The following is a 19,547-nucleotide window of genomic DNA, read 5'->3' as shown; positions in this document are numbered from 1 at the left end:
TGCTGGCACGAGCACCCGCCGGACGCCCCGTCCAGGTGATTGGTTTCTCACCCGCAGGTGGTCACAAGGGGTTACCCGCGAGTCAGTCCGACTCGGGAGGCGGTGTCAGGGATCCGCTCGCCACGCCGGCGACGGTGCCGCCCACCCACGTCCCGACGGGTCGTCCGCCCTCCGTGCGCACGCCCGCGTGCAGCGTCGAGGGCCGCCCCATCTCCGCGCCCTGGGAGACGACGAACGCGTGCTCCCCGTCGTCGGGCACCAGTCCGCGATCAGCCAGGAACACCCCGAGCGCGACGGCGGCGGACCCGGTGGCCGGGTCCTCCGGGACCCCGGAGGCCGGCGCGAACATCCGCGCGTGCACCCGCTCGGCGGTCGCGTCCACCGCGGCGACCAGTACGCCGATCACGTCGCCGGGCAGCGCGGCGATCGCGGCGGCGTCCGAGCGGGCCCTGGCGACCGCTCCCGGGTGCACGAGCAGGATCGCGTACTCGACGCCGGCTCCGGCCAGCCCCGGGGCGGCCGCGCCGTCGACGTCGTCGGGGCCCAGGCCGACCGCGGCCGCGAGGAGGGCCGCGTCCATTTCCTCGCCGACCGAGGGCGGTCCGCCCTCGACCCGGGCGCCGCTGCCGTCCACCCGGATCGGGAGCAGCCCGGCACCGCACTCCTGGATCCGCTCACCGTGCCCGATCACCCCGTCACGGGCCAGCACCCAGGCGGTACCGACGCTCGGGTGCCCGGCGAAGGGCAGTTCCCGGCGCGGGGTGAAGATCCGCACCCGGTAGTCGGCGCCCGCGTCGGCGTCGCCGGTCGGGGGCAGCGGGAAGGCGGTCTCGGAGAGGTTGAACTCCGCGGCGATCGCCTGCATCCGGACCGTCGAGAGCGCCTCGGCGCCGTGCACGACGGCGAGCGGATTGCCCGCGTAGGGCCGGTCGGTGAAGACGTCGACGATGTCGTAGCGCAACGGATCCGGCCCGGGCCGGTGGGTGGGTTCGGGATGCGGCTCGCTCACGTCACGCGAGCGTAATCGCCACCGGCGCGAGCGCCGCATCAACACCGGCGCGAGCGCCGCATCAACACCGCCGCGGGCGCCGCCCGGCCCGCCGGGGCGGGCCGCTCTAGTCTCGACGCCATGGCCTCGGCACGGGTGTTCGTCGCACGACTCACCGGGCTGGCCGTGTTCGGCCCCGACGGCGAGCGGATCGGGAAGGTCCGCGACGTCGTCGTGTCATTGCGGGTCGACAGCCATCCACCGCGGGTACTGGGCCTGGTGGTGGATCTCTCGGCGCGGCGCAGCATCTTCGTGCCGATGCTGCGGGTCTCCGACATCGCGGGATCGGCGGTCACGCTGGCCAGCGGCTCGGTCAATCTGCGGGCGTTCGACCAGCGGGCGAACGAGACGCTGGTGCTGGGCGAGCTGCTGAACTCCCCGGTCGTCGTGCGCGACTCCGGCGACGACGGCGTGGTGGTGGACGTCGCGATCGAGCCGACCCGCACCCGGGACTGGGCGATCACCCGGGTCGCGGTGCGGTTCCGCCGGACCCGATTGGCCCGCCGCGCCCGGGTCGACGTGCACGGCTGGGAGAACGTCTCCGGGCTCGACGTCGCGGCGGCGCAGGGAGCGGACCGGCTGCTCGCGGTGTTCGACTCGATGCGCCCGGCCGACGTCGCGGCCGCCCTGTCCCGGCTGCCCGACGAGCGCCAGCACCAGGTCGTCGACGCGCTCGACGACGAGCGGCTGGCCGACGTGTTCGAGGAGCTGTCCGAGTCCGACCAGCGCGAGCTGCTGGCCTATCTCGACGACGACCGGGCCGCCGACGTGCTGGAGGCGATGAGCCCGGACGACGCCGCCGACCTGCTCGGCGAGCTGCCCGACGACGAGGCGGGCAGGCTGCTGGGGCTGATGGAACCCGGTGAGTCCGAACCGGTGCGCAGGCTGATGCGCTACGAGTGGGACACCGCGGGCGGGCTCATGACGCCGGAGCCGATCACGCTCGGGCCGGACGCCACGGTCGCCGAGGCACTCGCCCGGATCCGGCATCCGGAGATACCGCCGGCGCTGGCGTCGATGGTGTTCGTGGTGCGGCCGCCCACCGCCACCCCGACCGGCCGCTACCTGGGCTGCGTGCACACCCAGCAGCTGCTGCGCGCGGCCCCCTTCGAGCTGGTCGCGGGCATGGTGGACACCGAGCTGTCGCAGATCGGTCCGGAGACCGGGCTCGGCGAGGTGACCCGCTGGTTCGCCACCTACAACCTGGTCGCCGGGCCGGTCGTCGACGCACAGAACCACCTGCTCGGCGCCGTCACCGTGGACGACGTGCTGGACCACCTGCTCCCGCAGGGCTGGCGGGACCGCGATCTCGGCCCGGCCGAGGTGGGCCGCGGATCGGTGAACGGACGACCGGAGGCCCGGCATGCCTGAGATCACCACCGGTCGCCGGCTGGACCAGCCCCGGATCGGCCGCAGGCGGTTCGAGGTCGACCCGGACGGCTTCGCCCGGCTCTCCGAGCGGGTCGCCCGGTTCCTCGGGACCGGCCGGTTCCTGGCCATCCAGAGCGTGATCGTCATCGTGTGGATCGCGCTGAACCTGATCGCCTGGCAGATCCGTTGGGACCCGTACCCGTTCATCCTGCTCAACCTGGCGTTCTCCACCCAGGCCGCGTACGCAGCGCCGCTGATCCTGCTGGCCCAGAATCGGCAGGACGACCGGGACCGGATCGCGCTGGACGAGGACCGCCGCCGGGCCGAGCGGACCAAGGCCGACACCGAGTTCCTGGCCCGGGAGCTGGCGGCGCTGCGGCTCGCGGCCGGTGAGACGGTCAGCCGCGACTACCTGCGCGGCGAGCTGGAGAAACTGTCCGGGAAGATCGACGACGCGGTGCAGCGGGCCGCCGCGGGTACCGGTCCGGCCGCCGGGCGGGGCGACCGCAGGCGGGGGAACCGGAAGGACCGGCCGGCCGGAACCGACGAGGACCGGCCGGCACCGGCCGGGGCCGAGCAGAGCCGGCGGCGGCCGGGGCCGGCGGGGGGCTGAGCAGGACCAGCGGAGACCGGGACTGCCTGGGCCTGAGCAGGACCAGCGGAGACCGGAGCCGGCAGAGGCCGCCAGGGCTGAGCAGAACCAGCGGCAGCCGGGGCCGGGGCCGGCGGGGCTGGCAGGACCAGCGGCGACCGGGGCTGGGGCTGACCGGGGTCGGCTGGGGGCCCGCCAGGGCTGGTCCGGCCGGCCGGGGCCGCCGGCTAGGGGATCAGCTTGCGGGCGACCCGCTCCAGGTCGGCGAGGTCGGCGGCGTCCAGCCGGTCGGCGAAGTGCTCGCGGACCCCGCGCATGTGCGTGACGGCGGCGATCCGCAGCCGCCGGTAGCCGATGTCGGTCATCCGGGCGGTGACACCGCGTCCGTCGTCGGCGACCTTGGCCCGCTCGACCAGACCGATCTTCTCCAGCCGGTCCACCAGCCGGGTCACCCCGGATCGGGACAGCAGGACCGCGTCGGCCAGCTCGGTCATCCGCAACCGGTGCTCCGGCGCCTCGGACAGCTGGACCAGCACGTCGTAGGCGGCCAGCGACAGCCGCTGCTCGGCCTCCAGCTCGGTCTCCAGCAGCTTGGTGATCCCGGCGTGCGCACGCAGGAAGCTGCGCCACGACTCGAGTTCGTCGCGGGTCGGGCCCGCCGGGCGCCGCCCGGGGTTCCCGCGCCCCGGGGCGCCGCCGACCGTCTCGTCCACCACAATGATGCTAGGAGACGAGCGGGACGCTCCGGACACCCACGTAGCATGGGTGTGTCGCGAGAGGAAAGAGGTCGTTGAAGCCCATGTCCGTCACCGGCAGCACCAGCACCGTCTCCGAGGCCGTGCACGCCGCCCTCGGAACCGTCGAGGACCCGGAGATCCACAAGCCGATCACCGAGTTGGGGATGGTCAAGAGCGTCGACGTCACCGACGACGGGACCGCCCGAGTCGGCGTCTACCTGACCGTCGCCGGCTGCCCGATGCGGGAGACGATCACCTCGCGGGTCACCGAGGCCGTCACGAAGGTCCCCGGCGTCGAGCGCGTCGAGGTCGAGCTCGACGTGATGAACGACGAACAGCGCACCGAGCTCCGCCGGTCGCTGCGCGGCGACTCCGACGAGCCGGTCATCCCGTTCGCCCAGCCCGGGTCGCTGACCCGCGTCTACTGCGTGGCCTCCGGCAAGGGCGGCGTCGGCAAGTCGTCGGTCACGGTCAACCTGGCGGCGGCGATGGCCCGCCGTGGCCTGAAGGTCGGCGTGGTCGACGCCGACATCTACGGCCACTCGGTGCCGCGCATGATCGGCGCCGCCGACCGGCCGACCAAGGTCGACAACATGATCATGCCGCCGCAGTCGCACGGCGTGAAGGTCATCTCGATCGGCATGTTCACCGACGGGAACACCCCGGTCGTGTGGCGTGGCCCGATGCTGCACCGGGCACTGCAGCAGTTCCTGGCCGACGTGTTCTGGGGCGACCTGGACGTGCTGCTCCTGGACCTCCCGCCGGGCACCGGCGACGTCGCGATCTCGACCGCGCAGCTGATCCCGAACGCCGAGCTCCTGGTCGTCACCACCCCGCAGCAGGCCGCCGCCGAGGTCGCCGAGCGGGCCGGGGCGATCTCCACGCAGACCCGGCAGCGGCTCGCCGGCGTCGTGGAGAACATGTCCTGGATGGAGATGCCCGACGGCTCCCGCGCCGAGATCTTCGGCTCCGGCGGCGGGCAGACCGTCGCCGACTCGCTGAGCCGCATCGTCGGCACCGCGGTGCCGCTGCTCGGCCAGATCCCGCTCGACGTGGCGCTGCGCGAGGGCGGCGACGCCGGCACCCCGATCGTCCTGGGGAAGCCGGAGTCCGCGGCCGCACAGGCCCTCGACGGGGTCGCGAAGCAGCTTGTGGTGAAGTCGCGCGGCCTGGCCGGGATGAGCCTGAACATCACCCCGGCCGGTCGCTGAGCCGGCGCACCGCACACAGCGCACGCGACACGAACGGCCCCGCCCACCGGATCCGGTGAGCGGGGCCGTTCGCGTACCCCCGGGGCCCGCGCTCAGGAGAGCGCGTCGGTCAGTGCCTTGGTCCAGAGCGCCAGTCCCTCGTCGACCTGCTCGGCGGTGACGACCAGCGGCGGGATCATCCGCACCACGTTGCCGTACACCCCGCAGGTCAGCAGCAACAGCCCGTGCTCGGCCGCGGCGGCGTGCACCTTCGCGGCGGTCGCGCCGTCCGGCTTGCCCTGCGCGTCGACGAACTCGATGCCGACCATCAGGCCGCGGCCGCGGACGTCGCCGATCGCGGCGATGCCCTGCGCCGCATCCCGGACACCGGCGACCAGCCGCTCACCCTGCACCCGGGAGTTCTCCACCAGGTTCTCACCGAGCACCACGTCCAGCGTGGCCAGCGCGGCGGCGCAGGCGACCGCGTTGCCGCCGTAGGTGCCGCCCTGCGAGCCGGGCCACGCCTTCTCCATGATCGCCTTCGGCGCGGCGATGGCCGACAGCGGGAAGCCGGACGCCAGGCCCTTGGCGGTGACGATGATGTCCGGGACGACGCCCTCGGCGTGCTGGTGTCCCCAGAACTTGCCGGTGCGGCCGAACCCGGTCTGCACCTCGTCGGCGATCAGCAGGATCCCGTGCCGGTCGGCCCGCTCGCGCAGGCCCTGCAGGAACGCCGCCGGGGTCGGCACGTAGCCACCCTCGCCGAGCACCGGCTCCACGATGAAGGCCGCGACATCCGACACCGGCGCGGTGCTCGCCAGCTGCCGGTCCAGCTCGGTCAGCGCGAACTCGACCGCCTGCTCCTCGGTCCAGCCGTGCCGGTAGGCGTACGGGAACGGCGCGAACGCCACGCCGCCCATCAACGGACCGATCCCGGCGCGGATCTTGGCGCCGGAGGTGGTGAGTGCGGCCGCACCCATCGTGCGGCCGTGGAACCCGCCGTCGAAGGCGAGCACGAGCGGCCGGCCGGTGGCCTGGCGGGCGAGCCGCACCGACGCCTCGACGGCCTCCGAACCGGAGTTGGAGAAGAAGACCGAGTCGATGCCCTCGGGCAGCACCTCGCCGAGCCGCTCGGCCAGCTTCAGCAGCGGCTGGTGCATGACCGTCGTGTACTGGCCGTGGATCAGCGTCGCGACCTGGTCCTGCGCGGCCTTGACGACAGCCGGGTGGCAGTGCCCGGTCGAGGTGACGCCGATGCCTGCGGTGAAGTCCAGGTGGCGTCGCCCGTCGGTGTCGAACAGATAGACGCCCTCACCGCGGGCGGCCTGGACCGGGGTGGCCTGCTTCAGCAGCGGGGACAGCTGTGCCATGGGTTTCGCAACTCCTGATGCGTCGAGAGTCGTGCGTCCGGATCCGGGGTGACCGGAGGAACCGATCGGGTTGTCGAGTTGTCGACAATCTCAGGGAATCATGCGCGGGCGGCTCGGGCAAGGGCCGACCGTTCCTCGCTTTGCTCTGCTCACCCCTCCGGGGAGCGGGTGCGCGGACCGGCCGGGGCGCTCCGTGCGGCCTCGCACCCGAGCTGCGGTGGGCATACGACGCGGCGCCACCCGGCGCGCTGCCCGGCACCGTCGGCCCGGGAGTGAGCAGAGCAGAGCGGGGACGGGGGCAGGCCCCTCCTCCGTGGTGAGCAGAGCAGAGCGGGCCCAGGACACCCTCCGTCCGCCGGGGCGCCCGGGTCCCCGGCCGCGCACCGGCCGAGGCTCAGTCAGGCCAGCAACGCGGCCACCACCAGCAGCACCGGCACCGCGGCGACGGTCGTCGCCAGTGCGGTGTCCCGGGCCAGGGTGACGCCGCGCTCGTAGCGCACCGCATAGCCGAAGACGTTCTGTGCGGTCGGCAGCGCGGCCAGCACCACCGCCGCCAGCAGGGCGGGACCGGTGAGCCCGAGGACGCCCGCGGCGAACACCCAGGCGAGCACCGGATGCACCACGTTCTTGATCAGCACGGCGGTCCACAACGAGGGCCCGGTCTCCCCCGCTCCGGGGCGGCGGGCGCCGTGCAGGGACAACCCGAACGCCAGCAGCATCGCCGGAACCGCGAGCGCGGCGAGCAGCTCCACCGGCGCCATCACCGGCTCCGGCAGCTGCACCCCGGTCGCGGAGGCCACCAGACCCGCGGCGCTGGCGATCGCGATCGGATTGCGCAGCGGCGCGACGGCGACCCGGAGCAGACCCGGCCGGTCCCCTCGGCCGTCCCCCGGCATCACGTCCAGCAGCGTCGTGAACAGCGGCCCCAGCACCGCCAGTTGGAACAGCAGCACCGGTGCGACGGCCGCCGGATCGCCGAGCACGTAGGTCGCGATCGGGATGCCGAGGTTGCCGGCGTTGACGTATCCCGACCCCATCGCCCCGACGACGGTCTCGCCCGCCGGACGGCGCCGCAGCAGGGCCACCGGCACGAAGAGCAGGCAGGCCAGCGAGCTGGTCACCGCCGTCACGAGCAGGCCGGACGAGAAGACCGCGCCGACGTCGGACCGGGCCAGGGTGATGAACAGCAGCGCCGGCGTCCCGACGAAGAACGCGGCGCGGGCCAGCACGCGAGCCCCGTGCTCGCCGAGCAGCTGGTACCGCCCGAGGACGTAGCCGACACCGACGACCACGCCGATGACCAGGAAACCCTCGAGCACACCCGTCACGCGCCATCACCTTACGTATGGCAACGACCTCGTGGCACGCCGAGCGCACGGACTCACACGCCGGGAAGCCCGATCACGCCGCACCGGGCATGGCCGCCAGGATCCGCGCGACGGCGTCGTCCATGTGGGCGGCCAGCCGGTCGAGCAGCAGCTCGGTCCGCCCGTCGCGCAGCGCGTCCCGGAGCAGTTCGTGCTCGGCCAGCAGATCGGGCGCCGGTGGCGCGGTCTGCTGGAACGCGGCGAGACACATCCGGGTCTCCACCAGGAGCCCGTCGGTCATCCGGCGCAGCCGCGGACTGCCGGACGCAGCGACCAGCGCGGCGTGGAAGTCGTGGTCGGCGTCGGCGAGCGCAACCGAGTCCCCCGCCGCGGCGGCCGCTCGCATCGCGCCCAGCGGGATCTCCAGTGCGACCACCGCCGCGGCCCGATCGGCCGCCAGCACCTGTAGCGCGGCCGCCCGCTCGACGGCGGTGCGGGCCAGGTAGACATCGCGGACGTCGTCCGGACCGAGCTCCCGCACGAACAGCCCGCGGTGCCGCTCGCTGCGCAGCAGCCCCTCGGCGACCAGGCGCTGCATCGCCTCCCGCAGCGGCCCGCGGCTCACCCCGAGCCGGCCGGCCAGGTCCACCTCGCCGAGCTGGGCCCCGGGCGCGAACGTGCCGCGCATGATCGCCGTGCGGATCCGGTCCGCGACGATCTCCGCGGTGGACCGTCTGCTGACCGGCTCCAGATCCGAGACCTCAGTACCCACCGTGTCATCCCTTCCGGAACAGCGTCCCCAGACCGGGGCGGACGACGTCGGCGCCGGCCAGCCGCAGGCCCTGCCAGATGCTGACCTGGTTGGCCGTCAGCACCGGCTTCCCGACCCGCGCGTCGAGTGCGTCGAGCAGGTCGACGGTGTGCAGGGCCGTGTCCGGCAGCAGGACCGCGTCGGCCTCGGGGGCGTCCGCGGAGACCGCCGCCGCGAAGTCCAGCACGGTCTGCGAGGTGAGGGTGCCGACCTCGGCGGCGGTGATGATGTCGCGCGCCGAGACCGTCAGCACCGTGATGCCGTGGTGGGCGAGGAACATGATGAACGCCTCCGCCACGTCCGGCGGGTAGGTCGCGCCGAGCGCGACGGTCGAGATCCCGAGCCGATGACAGGCGTCCACGAACGCGAACGACGTGCTCGACGCCGGCACCCCGGCGACCTCCTGCAGCGCCGCGACCTGACGTGCGGCCCCCTCGGGACCGAAGATGAAACTGCCCGAGGTGCAGGCCCAGACGATCGAGTCCAGCGGCCCGGCCTCGGCGGCGACCCGGCGGGCCCCCTCGGCCAGCACGTCGTCGCCGCCGATGTCGAGCAGCGCGTCCGCCCGATGGGCGTCGACCTTCATCTCGGTGTGCACCAGCGGGAGCAGGCTGCCGTCGTGCAGCCGCTTCTCGGCGCGCGGGTAGTCGTCCTCGGCCGAGTAACCGGGGTACAGGATGCCAACCGTGCTCATGTTGTCGACAATCCTACAGAGCCCCCCGCCGACGCAAGGGTCACTCGATCCGCGAGTAGACGAGCCGCTCCCCCACGCTGCCCGAGCGCCACACGTCGTGACAGGCCGTCGCCATCGCGTCCAGCCCGTCCACGATCGAGGCGAAGACATTGCCGGGGACCCAGCCCACGTCGCCGTTGAGCAGCAGGTTGTTCCGGCCGTAGAAGATCGCGAGATCGATCCCGCCGGCCTCGGCGTCGATCCCCTGGTCGTCCTTGAACGACGCGTCGAGCATGCCGCCGTGGAAGTCGAAGTAGCACACGTCACCCGGGATCGGGGTCACCGTCGGGTTCTCCTGCCCGATCCGCGGCCCGAACCGGGGGACGATCGTGTAGACCTCGTTGCGCGCGTACTTGGCGTGCTGCGCGTCCCCGCCCGCCGGGCCTGCGGCGAGCGCCTCCCAGACGGCGGCGGACGTCCGCGGCGCTTCCTTCTCCAGCAGTTCCGCGGTGCATGCGACGCCGCGCTTCGCGAGTTCGATCCTGATCAGCTTGGTCACGGTTCCCCCAGGAACGTTCGTGGGTGCGGGGAGACCTCCGCCGGATAGGCGGATTGTTGACAATCCTAGGTGCACTTCCTAGCGTGTCAACGCCGCTCGACCTCACCACCGACAGGATCTTGCTTTGCCGGTTTCCGCTGGTCAGGACCCCATCACTGTTGCCGTGCTGCACGCCGGCGAGACCCCGCCCGGGCTCGAGTCCCGGGTGGGTGACGCACGTCTCCGGTTCGCCGCGGACGCCGACGAGCTGGCCACCGCACTCCCCGGCAGCGACGTGCTGCTGACCTGGGACTTCACCTCCGACGCCGTGAAGGAGGTGTGGCACGACGACCTGGCTCGGTCGCTGCGCTGGGTGCACACCGCCAGCGCGGGCGTCGACCGGGTCGCGTTCCCCGAACTGCTCGCGACCCCGCTGACGCTCACCAACTCGCGTGGCGTCTTCGACCGGCCGATCGCCGAGTTCGTGCTCGGCGCCGTGCTGGCGTTCGCGAAGGACACCGCCCGGTCGCTCGCCCTGCAGCGGGACCGGACGTGGCGGCACCGGGAGACCGAGACGATCGCCGGCCGGACCGCCACCGTCGTGGGCAGCGGGCCGATCGGGCAGGCGATCGCGCAGCTGCTCGGCGCCGCCGGACTCGACGTGCGACTGGTCGGCAGGCGGGCCGCCGACGGTGTGCACGCCTTCGACGAGCTCCCGGGCCTGCTGCCCGACACCGACTACCTCGTGCTCGCGGCGCCGCTCACCGATGCGACCCGCGGGATGCTGCACAGCGGGACGATCGCGCTGCTCCCGGAGCGGGCCCGGGTGATCAACATCGGGCGGGGCCCGCTCGTCGTGCAGGACGACCTCACCGCCGCACTCGCCTCGGGCCGGCTCGCCGGGGCCGCGCTGGACGTGTTCGAGGTCGAGCCGCTACCCGCCGATTCGCCGCTGTGGACCATGGAGAACGTCCTGATCTCCCCGCACATGTCCGGCGACGTCGTCGGCTGGAAGGACATGCTCGTCGAGCTGTTCGTGGACAACCTGCAGCGCTTCCGGACGGGCCGGGACCTGCGCAACGTGGTGGACAAGGAACGTGGGTACGTGAGCTCCTCCGGGGGAAAGGCGTGACGGCCGTGAGCAGGAACACCGGGACCACCGCAGACCTCAGCGCGACCGAGCTGCTGGCCGGATACCGCACCGGGGAGCTCTCCCCGGTGCAGGCCACCCGGGACGCACTGGACCGGATCGAGGCACATGACGGCGCCGTGAACGCCTTCTGCCTCGTCGACGCCGACTCCGCGCTGGCCTCGGCGAAGGACTCGGAGGCCCGCTGGCAGGCCGGCGAGCCGATCGGCCCGCTCGACGGCGTCCCCACCTCGATCAAGGACATGCTGCTCACGGTCGGCTGGCCCACCCGGCGCGGCTCGACCACCACCTCCGCCGAGGGACCGTTCGAGGTGGACGGCCCGCCGGTGGCCAGGGTGCGGGAGGCCGGGGCGGTGCTGCTCGGCAAGAACACCACCCCCGAGCTGGCCTGGAAGGGCGTCACCGACTCGCCGCTGACCGGTGTCACGACCAACCCGTGGGACCCATCGCTCACCGCGGGCGGCTCGTCCGGGGGCAGCGCCTCCGCTGTCGGGCTCGGCATGGGCCCGCTGTCGCTGGGCACCGACGCCGGGGGCTCCGTCCGCATCCCGGCCGCCTTCACCGGGACCGTCGCGCACAAGCCGACCTACGGCCGGATCGCGCACTACCCCGGTTCGGCGTTCGGCACGCTGGCCAACGTCGGCCCGATGACCCGCACCGTCGCCGACGCGGCACTGCTGTTCGACGTCGTCGCGCGGCCCGACACCCGGGACCCGTGGGTGCTCGACGTGCCCCGGGAGTCCGCCGTCGACCGGCTCGCCGGCGGCGCACAGGGACTGCGGATCGCGTACTCCGCGACGCTCGGGTTCGCCACGGTCGATCCCGAGATCGCCGCGCTGGTCGCCGCCGCGGTCGAGGTCTTCAGCTCACTGGGCGCGACCGTGCAGAATGCCGATCCCGGCTTCGCCGACCCGATCGAGCCCTTCCACACCCTGTGGTTCGCCGCCGCGGCGAAGTCCCTCGAGCCGATCGGTGCCCCGGCCCGCGAGCGGATGGATCCGGCGCTGGTCGAGATCGCCGAGCAGGGCGCGGGAACCACGGCGCTCGACTATCTCGGCGCGATGGCCGTCCGCAACGAGCTCGGCACCCTGATGAGCGCCTTCCACGACGAGTACGACCTGCTGCTCACACCGACGCTGCCGATCACCGCGTTCGAGGGCGGCCGGGAGGTCCCGGAGGGCTGGGCGGACCCGCGCTGGACGACCTGGACGCCGTTCACCTACCCGTTCAACATGACCCAGCAGCCGGCGACCAGCGTGCCGTGCGGGTTCACCTCGGCGGGCCTGCCGGTCGGCCTGCAGGTCGTCGGCCCACGGCACGCGGACGCCACCGTGCTCGCCGCCGCCCACGCCTACCAGCAGGCGACCGACCACCACCTGCGGCGGCCGCCACTGCTGGGCTGAGCGGGCCGGGCCCGGCGCGATCAGGTCGCGTCGGGGTCGACCGGGGGACGCTCGTTCGCCGCGAGCGGCTGCTGCGCGGCCGGCGCAGCGGCCCCGGTCGGCGCAGCCCCGGAGGCCGTAGTGCCCGGGGGCGTGTTACCGGAAGCCGTGTTGCCCGGGGTCGTGTTGCCCGGCGTCGTGTCACCGGACGCCGGTGTGCCGGCAGCCGCGGAGGTGCCGCTCGCGGCGGCCGCTGCCGCACCGCCTGCCGCGGCGGCGCCGAGCCCGCCGCCCGTGTTCGTGGCACGGGCACCGGGGCTGTGCCCGTTGCGCTTCACCGGCTCGTCGTCGGAGAACAGGCTGCGGGTGATCGCGGTACGCGGGTTGAACGAGCGCAGGCTGCGCAGGTCGTTGAGCGGCTGCTGGATCTTGTCGAATTCCGGGCCGAGTTCACGCTTCAGGTGATCCTGCGCGCCGGTCGCGTACTCCTTGACCTGGCGCACGGCGCTGCCCAGCCAGCGGGCAGCCTCGGGGAGCCGCTCCGGGCCGAGGATGAACAACCCCGCGACCACCAGGATGAGGATCTCCCACATGCCGATGTTCTCGAACACACCATCAGCCTACGGACACCGGCCGCACGCCGGGCGTGCAGGCCGGTGAACTGCTCGGAAGCCAGCCCGGAAGTCAGCTCCGGAGTCAGCGCTGCCCGAGGGTCGCCGTCACCGTGAGCGGCCTGCCCTGACGCACCAGCTCGATCGGCACCTGGTCCCCCGGCGCATGCTCCCGCACCGCGACGACGAGCTCGTCGGCTCCGGCGATCGAGCGACCACCCACCCGGACGACGACGTCGCCCTCGAGCAGCCCGGCCGCCGCGGCCGGGCCGCCGGCGGCGACGTTCTGCACCTGGGCGCCGTCGGTCGCCCCGTCGGTGACCGAGCGCGCGTTCACCCCGAGATCGGCGTGCGCGACCCCGCCGGTCCGGATCAGTTCCTCGGCGATCGTCCTGGCCTCGTCGATCGGGACCGCGAAACCCAGCCCGATCGACCCGCCCTGCCCACCCGCCTCGGTCCCGGCGCTGCGGATCGCCGTGTTGATCCCGACGACGGCGCCGGTCGCGTCGACCAGCGGGCCACCCGAGTTGCCCGGGTTGATCGCGGCGTCGGTCTGCACGGCGTCGATCACCGCGTCCCCGGCGCTGCCCTCCGGGTCGAGTCGCAGCGGCCGGTTCACTGCGGACACGATGCCGGTGGTGACGGTGCCCGCCAGCCCGAACGGCGAGCCGATCGCGATCACCGCGTCGCCGACCGCGAGCTCCGCCGAGCGGCCGATCGCCGCGACCGTCGGGTTCGCGACCGGGACCTTCAGCACCGCCAGGTCGGTCATCGGGTCGGTGCCCACGACGGCCGCCGGAACCCGGGACCCGTCGGAGAAGACCGCCTCGATCGAGCCCTGGCCGGGCCCGGTGGCCGGGGCGACGACGTGGTCGTTAGTGAGCACGTAGCCCTCCGCGTCGATGACCACCCCGGAGCCGTTGCCCGCCTGGTTCCCGACCGTCACCTCCAGCGAGACGACCGACGGCAGGACCCGGGCGGCGACGTCCGGGACCGAGCCGGGCGGGCGCTCCTTCGCCTCCTCGGCCGTCGCGAGCACCGCGCCGGGGCTGGTCAGGGCGCTCGCACCGGACGCCGTCCAGTGCCCGGCGAGGCCACCGACCGCGCCGATGGCGAGCGCCAGCACCCCGAGCAGCGCCAGCGCGCGTGGCTGGACCCGGTCGCCGAACAGCACCTCGCGCACGCTCAGCCGGGGGCCGTCCGGGCGGTCCGGGGCCGGCGCCGGATCGGCGTCGCCGTGCGGGGGCGCGGCGACCACCGGCGCGCCGGGGTTGCGCCACGGGTCGTCGGCGGATCCGCCCGGCCAGAATGCCCCGTTGCTCTGCTCACGGTCGCCGTTGCTCTGCTCACCGTCGACCTTGCTCTGCTCACCGGGGGCGGACGGCCCACCCGCCGGCGGTCGCTGCAGACCGGCCCCGCCGTCGTCCGGACGGCCGAACGCGCGGGCGACGGCAGCGGTGGGCGGCGGCGCGACCGGGACCGATCCGTTCGAGCCGGCGTGCGCCGGCGGGGCGAACGACGAGCCGACACCGTCCGGCCGGCCGAAGGCCGCGCGGTCCGCCGGGTCGGTGTCCGGATACTCCAGCGCTCGCGGCCCCAGCCGGGGTGGTGCCGTCCCGTCACCGGCCGGGCGGCCGGGCTCTCCGGACGGACCGGACTCCGGGGTATCGCTCATCGGCGGTCCATCACGGTCGGCACCGGGCCAGCCTGCCGGTCAGCCGGTGAAGTTCCTGTTTCGGGTACCTGCGGTGGCCAGCCCTCAGCGGGACGGAGGCAGGCCCGCGTTCCGCATCGGGACGCCCGGGTCCGGGGCCTGCGCGCCACCGGTCGCCCCGGGCGCGGGGGTCGCCGACGACGAACGCTGCCGCGGCGCCTGCGTGGGAGTGGTCGCGAAACGGGCGACCGCCGCCGAGGCCGGGCCCTGACCGCCGGGGGCGGGGGTCGGCGCCGACGTCGTCGCCGCGGGCATGCCGAACGCCAGCGCGCCGAGCGCGATACCCGACACGGCGGCACCGGTACCGAGCTTCACCCGCCGGGAACGGCTGGACCGGCGCGACTGCCCGGCCAGCGGTGCCGGACGCAGCATCGAGACGAGCTCGCCCTCCGGGGTGAGCGACAACCCGGCCGGCGGCGGAGGCAGCTCGGTGTCCTGTGGGATCGACCGCAGCGCGCTCATCAACGACGGGGGCAGGGTCGGCGCATCCGCGCCACGCAGCGCGGACCGGGCCCGCCGCTGCTCCGCGACCTCGACCGCACAGTCGGGGCACCCCTCGAGATGACGGGTGGCCCGCTCGTGCGGGCCGGAGGCCAGCTCGTCGTCGACAAAGGCGACGACCGCCTCCAGCGTCAGATGGGCCTCCCCCCAATTCGGGGGGACGACCTGGAAACGCCGTCGATCGGTCACGGCACCAACTCTGCCACCGGGCCACGGTCGGGTGCCACCGTCTGCTCCGACTCGGCTGCCCGGCGCCGCTCCAGGGACGCCCGCAGCGCGGTCCGCCCGCGGTGGATCCGGCTGCGCACGGTGCCCAGCTTCACCCCGAGCGTCGCGCCGATCTCCTCGTAGGACAGGCCCTCGACGTCACACAGGACGACCGCCACCCGGAAGTCCGGCGGCAGCTCGTCGAGTGCGGCCTGCAGGTGCGGGTCCAGGTGGTTGATCGCGAACACGGTCTCCGGCTCGGGGCCGCCGCCGGGGAGCCGCTCGGTGTCCTCGGGCAGTCCCTCCATCCGCAGCCGGGCGCGGCGGCGGACCATGTCCAGGAACAGGTTCGTGGTGATGCGGTGCAGCCATCCCTCGAACGTCCCCGGCTTGTAGGAGGCCAGCGACCGGAACACCCGGATGAACGTCTCCTGGGTGAGGTCCTCGGCGTCGTGCTGGTTGCCGGAGAGCCGGTAGGCGAGGCGGTAGACGCGGTCGGCATGCTCCCGGACGACCTCGTCCCAGCTGGGCGGGGTCCAGTCGGCACCCTCGCCGGGGCGGGTGCCGTCGGCGGCGTCCCGGACCGGGGCGTCGTCGTGATCACGAGGAGCGGGCATCGGGGCAGGGCACCTCCGGTGTGGCGTGATCACACATCGACTCGTCCGTTCCTGCGACGTGCTCGTGCGACCAACGCGATGTCGTTCGTTGCAGTACAGAGTGCCCTCGCCTGATGAGGAGGATGTGAAACCCGTCTGAGAGAAGTCTGTGAAATCTCGCCCGCGGCGTCGCACCGATAATCTCTCGCCATGAGCACACCCGCGGGCGCGACCGCGTACGCCGAGGGCTACCTCGCCGAGGACGACGCGCTCGGCGAGGCGCGCTCGCTGGGCACCACCGCCGGGGCGCACCCGATCAGCCCGGCCGGGGGTGCCGCGCTGTCCGTGCTGGCCGCGACGATCGCGGCACGGGCGGTCGTCGAGGTCGGGACCGGGGCCGGGGTCAGCGGCCTGTACCTGCTGCGCGGCATGGCCGTCGACGGCGTGCTGACCACCATCGACGTCGACCCGGAGCTGCAGCGCTCGGCGCGCCGCACGTTCCTGGGGGCCGGCTACGGGCCGGGCAGGCTGCGGTTGATCAACGGGATGGCACTGGACGTGCTCCCCCGGCTCACCGACGGCGGGTACGACCTGGTCGTCGCCGACGCCGTGCCCGGCGAGTACCCGGGCTACCTGGCGGAGGCGATCCGGCTGCTGCGGCCGGGCGGCGTGCTCGTCCTGGAGGGTGTGCTGGACGGCGGCCGGGTCGCGGGCGACGGCACCGCGGACGGTCCCGGCACGGCCGCGCTGCGTGAGACGGCCGGACTGGTCCGCGACGACGAGCGATTGCTCTCGGCCCTGCTGCCGGTGGCCGACGGGATGCTGTGCGCGGTCCGGCGCTGATCCGGACCGCGCCGCCCGCTACTGGGCGGTGACACCCTTGCCGAGCACGACCACGCCGCCGTTGGAGACCGTGTAGCGGCTGCGGTCGAGGTTCAGGTCGACACCGATCAGGGCACCGTCCGGGACGACGACGTTCTTGTCCAGGATCGCCCGGCGCACCACGGCGCCGCGGCCGATCCGGGCCCCGGGCAGCACCACCGAGTCGGAGACCTCGGCACCGCCCTGGACGCTCACGTTCGGACTGATCACCGACCGGCGCACGATCGCGCCCGAGATGATCGTTCCGGCGCCGACCACGGAGTCCTGGGCGATCCCACCCTCGACGAACTTCGCCGGCGGCAGCGCCGGCGTCGCGCTGCGGATCGGCCAGCGCGCGTTGTACAGGTTGAAGATCGGGTGCACCGAGACGAGATCGGTGTGCGCGTCGTAGTAGGCGTCGATCGTCCCGACGTCGCGCCAGTAACCGGCGTCCCGCTCGGTGGCCCCCGGGACGATGTTGTCGGCGAAGTCGTAGACGTTCGCCTCGCCGCGCTCGACCAGCGCCGGGATGATGTCGCCGCCCATGTCGTGGTCGGAGTCCGCGTTGGAGGCGTCGGCACGCAGCGCGTCCAGCAGGGCCTGGGTGGTGAAGACGTAGTTGCCCATCGAGGCGAACGTCACATCCGGGTCGCCCGGCACGTGCGGTGGATCGGACGGCTTCTCGAGGAACTCGGTGATCCGCCCGGTCTCGTCGGAGGCGATGCAGCCGAACGCCTTCGCCTCGGCCCGTGGCACCCGGATCCCGGCGACCGTGACCCCGGCACCGGACGCGGCGTGCTCGGCGATCATCTGCGCCGGGTCCATCCGGTAGACGTGATCCGCGCCGAACACCGCGATGTACTCGGGCTCGTCGTCGTAGACGAGGTTGAGACTCTGGAAGATGGCGTCGGCGCTGCCGGTGTACCACCGGCGGCCGAGCCGCTGCTGGGCCGGGACCGTGGTGATGTACTGGTCGAGGACGCTGGAGAGCCGCCAGGTCGTCGAGATGTGCCGGTCCAGCGAGTGCGACTTGTACTGGGTCAGCACGCACAGCCGGTCCATGCCCGCGTTGACCAGATTCGACAGCACGAAGTCGATGAGCCGGTAGTTCCCGCCGAACGGGACGCCCGGCTTCGCGCGGTCCGCGGTGAGCGGCCACAAACGCTTGCCCTCGCCGCCCGCCAGCACAATTCCCAAAACCCTGCCGGGCAGCCGTCCGGACGACGTCGGTCGCATGGGGTGAACCCTAGTGCCCGCACGGTGCAGGGGCCATACGTCCGCGGCGCGCCGGGCCGCGTCGCCGCTCCGCGTCCGACCGCTTCTCGATCACTGCTCGCGATCCCCGGCCCGGATCCCGTACGGTCAGCCGCCGTGCGCGTCGGCCTCCTCACCCGTGAGTACCCCCCCGCCGTCTACGGCGGCGCCGGGGTCCATGTCGGACATCTCGTCCCTGCCCTGCGGGAGCTCGTCGACGTCGACGTGCACTGCTTCGCCGAGCCGGGCAGCGATGCACCGCCCGACGCCCGCACCCACTCCGCGCCACCGCTGCCGGACGGGGCCAATGCGGCGCTGTCCACGCTCGGCGTGGACCTGTCGATGGCGGCCGAGCTGGAACGCTGCGACATCCTGCACTCGCACACCTGGTACGCGAACATGGCCGGGCACCTCGGTGGTCTGCTGCACGGCCGGCCGCACGTGGTGACCGCCCACTCGCTGGAGCCGCTGCGGCCGTGGAAGGCCGAGCAGCTCGGTGGCGGATACCGGTTGTCGTCCTGGGTCGAGCGGACCGCCTACGAGGCCGCGGACGCGGTGATCGCCGTCTCGCACGGCATGCGCCGGGACGTGCTGGCCGCCTACCCGGCGATCGACCCGGAGTTGGTGCACGTGGTGCACAACGGGATCGACACCGAGTTCTACCGGCCCGACCCGGCCCGCGACGCGCTCGTCGAGAACGGCGTGGACCCGGACCGGCCGTGCGTGGTGTTCGTGGGGCGGATCACCCGGCAGAAGGGGCTCGGGCATCTGATCGCCGCGGCGCACCGCTTCGACCCGGCGGCCCAGGTCGTGCTGTGTGCCGGCGCTCCGGACACCCCGGAGCTCGCGGCCGAGACCGAGCGAGCGGTGGCCGAACTGTCGGCGTCGCGCACCGGGGTGGTGTGGATCCAGCGGATGCTGCGGACCACCGAGGTGCGCCAGCTGCTGTCCGCGGCCACTGTCTTCGTGTGCCCGTCGGTGTACGAGCCGCTGGGCATCGTGAACCTGGAGGCGATGGCCTGCGGGACGGCGGTGGTCGCGTCCGACGTCGGGGGTATCCCGGAGGTCGTCGCGGACGGCGAGACCGGGCTGCTGGCGCACTACGACGCGACCGACACCGCGGCGTTCGAGACCGCGGTCGCGGACCGGGTCAACGAGCTCGTCGCGGATCCGGAGCGGGCGGCGCGGATGGGAGCGCGTGGGCGGGAGCGTGCGGTCGGCGAGTTCGCCTGGGCCGAGATGGCCCGGCGGACGTCGGAGGTCTACGAGAGCGTGGTGTGAGGAAGACGGGTGGCGGCACCGGTCACGGCACCGCCACCCGGGGAGTTCAGCCGACGGTCGCCTTCAGCGCCTCACTGAGGGCGGAGGCCTCGTCGGGGGTCATCTCGACCACCAGGCGGCCACCACCCTCGAGCGGGACGCGCATCACGATGCCCCGGCCCTCCTTGGTCACTTCCAGGGGCCCGTCGCCGGTGCGGGGCTTCATCGCGGCCATTCGTCCGTCCTCCGTCAAGGTCCACACACACTGTCGTCCCGCGTGGACGCGTTCGGGGCACGCGCCGCGGCGGGAACACCATTGTCGCTCATCACCGGTGCCGGGGTGCAACCGAGGCGATCACGGCGCGGCGAGGGCG

18 protein-coding genes and 2 pseudogenes are annotated in these 19,547 nt (G+C 73.5%); 7 read left to right on the top strand and 13 right to left on the bottom strand.

From position 1 onward, the window contains the following. Window positions 1-82 precede the first annotated feature (82 nt). Entirely contained in the window at window positions 83-1,009 is a 927-nt protein-coding gene (locus Pdca_RS05785) for a PhzF family phenazine biosynthesis protein (RefSeq protein WP_232021428.1), read from the bottom strand. A gap of 120 nt (window positions 1,010-1,129) precedes the next feature. Here Pdca_RS05785 and Pdca_RS05780 point away from each other — a divergent pair, with 120 nt between their 5' ends. After that, window positions 1,130-2,419, top strand: coding sequence for a magnesium transporter MgtE N-terminal domain-containing protein (locus tag Pdca_RS05780; RefSeq protein WP_085911671.1), 1,290 nt, complete (start codon window positions 1,130-1,132; stop codon window positions 2,417-2,419). Beyond that, a pseudogene (locus tag Pdca_RS05775) lies at window positions 2,412-2,906 on the top strand (DUF1003 domain-containing protein); the annotation flags it as partial. The gene Pdca_RS05780 and the pseudogene Pdca_RS05775, both read left to right, overlap by 8 nt. 332 nt (window positions 2,907-3,238) lie before the next feature. On the opposite strand, the gene Pdca_RS05770 reads toward Pdca_RS05775, so the two are convergent. Then, on the bottom strand, window positions 3,239-3,724 hold the full coding sequence (locus Pdca_RS05770; protein WP_085911669.1) for a MarR family winged helix-turn-helix transcriptional regulator: 486 nt from the start codon (window positions 3,722-3,724) through the stop codon (window positions 3,239-3,241). An 86-nt stretch (window positions 3,725-3,810) separates the two neighbouring features. On the opposite strand from Pdca_RS05770, the gene Pdca_RS05765 reads away from it, so the two are divergent. After that, window positions 3,811-4,959 carry an Mrp/NBP35 family ATP-binding protein gene (locus Pdca_RS05765; RefSeq protein WP_085911668.1) on the top strand — a complete coding sequence of 383 codons (1,149 nt, stop codon included), beginning with the start codon at window positions 3,811-3,813 and terminating at the stop codon, window positions 4,957-4,959. 92 nt (window positions 4,960-5,051) lie between these two features. Here the strand turns inward: Pdca_RS05765 and Pdca_RS05760 are convergent, their stop codons facing one another. The 5 genes from Pdca_RS05760 to Pdca_RS05740 all read right to left on the bottom strand — a co-directional run bounded on the left by Pdca_RS05760 (window position 5,052) and on the right by Pdca_RS05740 (window position 9,658). Continuing rightward, window positions 5,052-6,308 (bottom strand): aspartate aminotransferase family protein, encoded by a 1,257-nt coding sequence (locus tag Pdca_RS05760; RefSeq protein ID WP_085911667.1) that lies wholly within the window; start codon window positions 6,306-6,308, stop codon window positions 5,052-5,054. A gap of 398 nt (window positions 6,309-6,706) precedes the next feature. After that, the gene (locus Pdca_RS05755) at window positions 6,707-7,636 is read right to left on the bottom strand and encodes an AEC family transporter (protein ID WP_085911666.1); all 930 of its coding nucleotides are present in this window, start codon (window positions 7,634-7,636) and stop codon (window positions 6,707-6,709) included. Window positions 7,637-7,709: 73 nt separating this feature from the next. After that, complete coding sequence (locus tag Pdca_RS05750; RefSeq protein ID WP_085911665.1) at window positions 7,710-8,387, bottom strand: GntR family transcriptional regulator; 678 nt, start codon at window positions 8,385-8,387, stop codon at window positions 7,710-7,712. 4 nt (window positions 8,388-8,391) lie between these two features. Continuing rightward, a complete protein-coding gene (locus Pdca_RS05745; RefSeq protein ID WP_085911664.1) occupies window positions 8,392-9,120 on the bottom strand; it encodes a maleate cis-trans isomerase family protein in 729 nt (242 codons plus the stop codon). A gap of 40 nt (window positions 9,121-9,160) precedes the next feature. Next, window positions 9,161-9,658, bottom strand: a complete 498-nt coding sequence (locus Pdca_RS05740) for a DUF3830 family protein (RefSeq protein WP_197719933.1) — start codon at window positions 9,656-9,658, stop codon at window positions 9,161-9,163. A gap of 163 nt (window positions 9,659-9,821) precedes the next feature. On the opposite strand from Pdca_RS05740, the gene Pdca_RS05735 reads away from it, so the two are divergent. Next, window positions 9,822-10,769: a D-2-hydroxyacid dehydrogenase gene (locus tag Pdca_RS05735; protein ID WP_232021427.1), complete on the top strand. Its 948-nt coding sequence runs from the start codon at window positions 9,822-9,824 to the stop codon at window positions 10,767-10,769. A gap of 5 nt (window positions 10,770-10,774) precedes the next feature. Then, complete coding sequence (locus Pdca_RS05730; RefSeq protein ID WP_085911781.1) at window positions 10,775-12,190, top strand: amidase; 1,416 nt, start codon at window positions 10,775-10,777, stop codon at window positions 12,188-12,190. A 287-nt stretch (window positions 12,191-12,477) separates the two neighbouring features. On the opposite strand, the pseudogene tatB reads toward Pdca_RS05730, so the two are convergent. The 4 genes and pseudogenes from tatB to sigE form a co-directional block, all read right to left on the bottom strand. Further along, window positions 12,478-12,780: pseudogene (tatB, locus tag Pdca_RS36685) on the bottom strand (Sec-independent protein translocase protein TatB); the annotation flags it as partial. An 85-nt stretch (window positions 12,781-12,865) separates the two neighbouring features. Continuing rightward, window positions 12,866-14,455, bottom strand: coding sequence for a S1C family serine protease (locus Pdca_RS05720; protein WP_085911661.1), 1,590 nt, complete (start codon window positions 14,453-14,455; stop codon window positions 12,866-12,868). A gap of 84 nt (window positions 14,456-14,539) precedes the next feature. Further along, complete coding sequence (locus Pdca_RS05715) at window positions 14,540-15,184, bottom strand: anti-sigma factor family protein (protein ID WP_085911660.1); 645 nt, start codon at window positions 15,182-15,184, stop codon at window positions 14,540-14,542. Next, window positions 15,181-15,819, bottom strand: a complete 639-nt coding sequence (gene sigE, locus Pdca_RS05710) for an RNA polymerase sigma factor SigE (RefSeq protein WP_085911659.1) — start codon at window positions 15,817-15,819, stop codon at window positions 15,181-15,183. Before sigE ends, Pdca_RS05715 begins: the two co-directional genes overlap by 4 nt. A gap of 189 nt (window positions 15,820-16,008) precedes the next feature. Here sigE and Pdca_RS05705 point away from each other — a divergent pair, with 189 nt between their 5' ends. Beyond that, window positions 16,009-16,641 (top strand): O-methyltransferase, encoded by a 633-nt coding sequence (locus tag Pdca_RS05705; protein WP_085911658.1) that lies wholly within the window; start codon window positions 16,009-16,011, stop codon window positions 16,639-16,641. An 18-nt stretch (window positions 16,642-16,659) separates the two neighbouring features. Here Pdca_RS05705 and glgC read toward each other — a convergent pair whose 3' ends face one another. Continuing rightward, window positions 16,660-17,895 (bottom strand): glucose-1-phosphate adenylyltransferase, encoded by a 1,236-nt coding sequence (glgC, locus tag Pdca_RS05700; RefSeq protein WP_085911657.1) that lies wholly within the window; start codon window positions 17,893-17,895, stop codon window positions 16,660-16,662. Window positions 17,896-18,030: 135 nt separating this feature from the next. Here glgC and glgA point away from each other — a divergent pair, with 135 nt between their 5' ends. Then, window positions 18,031-19,194 (top strand): glycogen synthase, encoded by a 1,164-nt coding sequence (gene glgA, locus Pdca_RS05695; RefSeq protein WP_085911656.1) that lies wholly within the window; start codon window positions 18,031-18,033, stop codon window positions 19,192-19,194. 46 nt (window positions 19,195-19,240) lie between these two features. Here glgA and Pdca_RS05690 read toward each other — a convergent pair whose 3' ends face one another. Next, the gene (locus tag Pdca_RS05690) at window positions 19,241-19,408 is read right to left on the bottom strand and encodes a DUF3117 domain-containing protein (protein ID WP_085911655.1); all 168 of its coding nucleotides are present in this window, start codon (window positions 19,406-19,408) and stop codon (window positions 19,241-19,243) included. Window positions 19,409-19,547 lie beyond the last annotated feature (139 nt).

Source organism: Pseudonocardia autotrophica (genome assembly GCF_003945385.1).
In the GTDB taxonomy this organism is placed as follows: domain Bacteria; phylum Actinomycetota; class Actinomycetes; order Mycobacteriales; family Pseudonocardiaceae; genus Pseudonocardia; species Pseudonocardia autotrophica.
Note: the sequence above shows the minus strand (reverse complement) of the source record. Positions and strands in the feature narration are given on the sequence as shown.

Bases quoted from the DNA above. Each gene is read 5' to 3' on its own strand.
- Pdca_RS05780 (WP_085911671.1), top strand. From the start codon at position 1,130: ATGGCCTCGGCACGGGTGTTCGTCGCACGACTCACCGGGCTGGCCGTG.
- Pdca_RS05765 (WP_085911668.1), top strand. From the start codon at position 3,811: ATGTCCGTCACCGGCAGCACCAGCACCGTCTCCGAGGCCGTGCACGCC.
- Pdca_RS05760 (WP_085911667.1), bottom strand. From the start codon at position 6,308: ATGGCACAGCTGTCCCCGCTGCTGAAGCAGGCCACCCCGGTCCAGGCC.
- Pdca_RS05745 (WP_085911664.1), bottom strand. From the start codon at position 9,120: ATGAGCACGGTTGGCATCCTGTACCCCGGTTACTCGGCCGAGGACGAC.
- Pdca_RS05720 (WP_085911661.1), bottom strand. From the start codon at position 14,455: ATGAGCGATACCCCGGAGTCCGGTCCGTCCGGAGAGCCCGGCCGCCCG.
- sigE (WP_085911659.1), bottom strand. From the start codon at position 15,819: ATGCCCGCTCCTCGTGATCACGACGACGCCCCGGTCCGGGACGCCGCC.
- Pdca_RS05705 (WP_085911658.1), top strand. From the start codon at position 16,009: ATGAGCACACCCGCGGGCGCGACCGCGTACGCCGAGGGCTACCTCGCC.
- glgC (WP_085911657.1), bottom strand. From the start codon at position 17,895: ATGCGACCGACGTCGTCCGGACGGCTGCCCGGCAGGGTTTTGGGAATT.
- Pdca_RS05690 (WP_085911655.1), bottom strand. From the start codon at position 19,408: ATGGCCGCGATGAAGCCCCGCACCGGCGACGGGCCCCTGGAAGTGACC.